Here is a 2322-nt window from a genome sequence, read left to right as displayed (position 1 = left end):
AGGAGGCTACGGCATTCCTGCCGTAGCCATTGGCAACTGAAATACAATATTCGCAATGGCTACGGCAGGAATGCCGTAGCCTCCTACTCTTCTTTCATCGGTTCGCGCTCGGCTGTCCAGTCGAGCAGTGCTTCGAGTGCCAGTCGGTATGAGTTCATGCCGAAGCCGCTTATCACGCCGAGGCACGCTGCTGCTATCATCGATTTGTGTCTAAATTCCTCGCGTTTGTGCACGTTGCTGATGTGTACCTCTATGACGGGTGCACTGATGGAGCGTATGCAGTCGAGTAGTGCCACTGAGGTGTGTGTGTATGCTCCGGCGTTGAGGATGATGCCGTCCGACTCGAAGCCTGCGTCCTGCAGCTTGTCGATGAGCACGCCCTCCACGTTGCTCTGATAGTAGTCGATCTCCACGTCGGGATACTGACGGCAGAGCTGGTTGAGATACTGCTCGAACGAGGTGTTGCCGTAGATGCTTGGCTCGCGTGTGCCGAGCATGTTAAGGTTTGGTCCGTTGATGATTGTTATTTTCATAGGAGTTTTGAATTTTGAATTTTCAAATTACCATCCCGAGGTCGAGCCGCCGCCTCCTGTCGATCCTCCTCCGAAGCTACCTCCGCTGAAGCCACCGCCACCGCCTCGTCCGCCTCCTCCGAGCATTGCGCCAGCTATGAAGGCAGCGGCGTTGCCCGAGTCGTCGATGTTCTCGTCGCGTGTGAAGGTGTGCCCGCAGTGGGGGCAGAGGAAAGTGGTGCGTCGCACACGTCGTCCGTTGGAGAGTCGCAGCACCTGTTGTGCCACGCGCTTCACGCCCTTCTTGCGGCATTTCGGACAGCGTTGTGCCTCGCCGACGAGGAATATTACGAATATTGCTATGCCTATAATTATGAGTAACGCTATGATACCCACCAGCATATCCTCATCGTCATCGGTTGGTTCGGGCTGCATCGAGCCGTCGAGCACCTGCGCCGCAGCTCTCACGCCGTCAACCATGCCCCCGTCCCAGTCGCCTACCTTGAAGCGTGGCACCATGCGCTGCATCTGTATGCGCTTCGACATGGCATCGGTAATGGTGCCCTCCAAACCGTATCCTACGGTGAAGCGCACCTTACGCTGATCCATCACGAAGAGTATGAGCAGTCCGTTGTTGCTCTTCTGCTTGCCGATGCCCCACTGGCGGAATAGTTCATGCGCGAAGTTGAAGATGTCCTCCTCACCGATGCTGGGCAGCATTACCACCGCTGTCTCTATGCCCGTGCTTTCTTCGAGCCGTGCGAGCACAGCGTTGATGGTGTCGCATGCCGAGCCAGAAAGGATATGCGACGGGTCGGACACGTACTGGCGTGCGTCGTTGAGACGCACGTTGGGCACGTCCTGCAGTGTGTATTGCTTCTCCTCGCCCGTCGCAAACGATAGTGTTGCGACGAGCAAGAAAAGCATTAAGCCTATCAATCGCTTCATTTTAATATCTCCTTGCTAACCCGTTTTCTTGTCAACTTGTCAACTTATAAAACCTAAAACTCCACCTTTGGAGCCTTCTCTGCACCAGCCTCAGCCTCGAAGTAGTTGCGCTTCTCGAAGCCGAACATCGAAGCGATGATGTTGCGTGGGAAGCGGCGGAGCGATGTGTTGTACTTCTTCGCTGTGTCGTTGAAGTCTTTGCGAGCCACGTTGATGCGGTTCTCGGTGCCTTCGAGCTGCGACTGCAGTTCGAGGAAGTTCTGGTTAGCCTTCAGGTCGGGATAGTTCTCGGTGATGGCGAGCAACTTTCCGAGTGCTGTTGTCACGTCGCCCTGCGCTTTCTGATAAGCTGCGAGCTGCTGCGGAGTGCAGTTCGACGGGTCTATCTTCACCTGCGTAGCCTGCGAGCGTGCCGCCATAACCGACTCGAGAGTCTGACTCTCGTGCTTAGCGTATCCCTTCACGGTGTTCACGAGGTTAGGGATAAGGTCGCTACGACGCTGATACTGTGTCTCTACGTTTGCCCACTGGTTGTTTACGTTCTCGTCCATAGATACCAGTCCGTTGTACGATGATATGCCCCAAATGGCTACTAACGCTATCACCACGATGGTGATGATCAATCCTTTGTTCTTCTTCATAATTTATGATGTTGTTAATGTTGTTATGGTGAGGTGTTGAGGTGTTGAGGTGGTGAGATGGTGAGATGGTGAGGTGGTGAGATGTTGAGGTGGTGAGGTGGTGAGGTGTTGAGATGTTGAGGTGTTGAGGTGTTGAGATGGTGAGGTGTTGATATTTGTAATCAAAACTCAACTTTCCCAAACTCCCCACAATTAATAATTAATAATTAAAAATTAATAAT

Annotated in this window: 4 protein-coding genes; all 4 read right to left on the bottom strand. The window is 53.3% G+C overall.

Annotation, left to right across the window (positions count from 1 at the left end; translation table 11 throughout):
• Positions 1-83 precede the first annotated feature (83 nt).
• The 4 genes from aroQ to HMPREF0673_RS14250 are packed head-to-tail and all read right to left on the bottom strand — an operon-like array spanning position 84 to position 2266.
• Positions 84-533, bottom strand: coding sequence for a type II 3-dehydroquinate dehydratase (gene aroQ / locus HMPREF0673_RS08160; protein ID WP_007900771.1), 450 nt, complete (start codon positions 531-533; stop codon positions 84-86).
• 27 nt (positions 534-560) lie between these two features.
• Positions 561-1460: a TPM domain-containing protein gene (locus HMPREF0673_RS14740; protein ID WP_007900766.1), complete on the bottom strand. Its 900-nt coding sequence runs from the start codon at positions 1458-1460 to the stop codon at positions 561-563.
• A 53-nt stretch (positions 1461-1513) separates the two neighbouring features.
• Entirely contained in the window at positions 1514-2101 is a 588-nt protein-coding gene (locus HMPREF0673_RS08150; RefSeq protein ID WP_007900763.1) for a LemA family protein, read from the bottom strand.
• Between the two features lie 3 nt (positions 2102-2104).
• The gene (locus HMPREF0673_RS14250) at positions 2105-2266 is read right to left on the bottom strand and encodes a hypothetical protein (protein WP_007900761.1); all 162 of its coding nucleotides are present in this window, start codon (positions 2264-2266) and stop codon (positions 2105-2107) included.
• Positions 2267-2322 lie beyond the last annotated feature (56 nt).

The sequence above is a fragment of the Leyella stercorea DSM 18206 genome, assembly GCF_000235885.1.
Lineage (GTDB): Bacteria > Bacteroidota > Bacteroidia > Bacteroidales > Bacteroidaceae > Prevotella > Prevotella stercorea.
This window is presented reverse-complemented; position numbering and strand designations above follow the sequence as displayed.